This window comes from Vibrio aquaticus, assembly GCF_003970385.1.
Lineage (GTDB): Bacteria > Pseudomonadota > Gammaproteobacteria > Enterobacterales > Vibrionaceae > Vibrio > Vibrio aquaticus.
Genome location: NZ_RXZH01000187.1, coordinates 1 through 386 on the forward strand (window position 1 = coordinate 1; position 386 = coordinate 386).

At 50.4% G+C, this 386-nt stretch carries 2 rRNA genes; both read right to left on the minus strand.

The window, feature by feature from the left end:
• Window positions 1-96 (minus strand): 5S ribosomal RNA (rrf, locus tag EJ063_RS20715); the annotation flags it as partial.
• 109 nt (window positions 97-205) lie between these two features.
• A 23S ribosomal RNA gene (locus EJ063_RS20720) occupies window positions 206-386 on the minus strand; the annotation flags it as partial.

Sequence of the window (386 nt, forward strand, 5' to 3'; positions counted from 1 at the left end):
TTAAAAAAGTAATGCCACACTACCATCGGCGCTACCGCGTTTCACTTCTGAGTTCGGCAAGGGATCAGGTGGTTCCACGGCGCTATGGCCGCCAGGCAAATTCTTCAATCTGAGAAAGCTGAYGTGAATAACGACTGGTCRYTATCACTGAATTTGAGTAGTTCGTTCATTCGCTACAAGGCCCAGAACACTTCTTGGGTGTTGTATGGTTAAGCCTCACGGGTAATTAGTATGGGTTAGCTCAACACGTCGCCGCGCTTACACACCCCACCTATCAACGTTGTGGTCTCCAACGGCCCTTTAGGACCCTCAAGGGGTCAGGGATGACTCATCTCAGGGCTCGCTTCCCGCTTAGATGCTTTCAGCGGTTATCGATTCCGAACTTA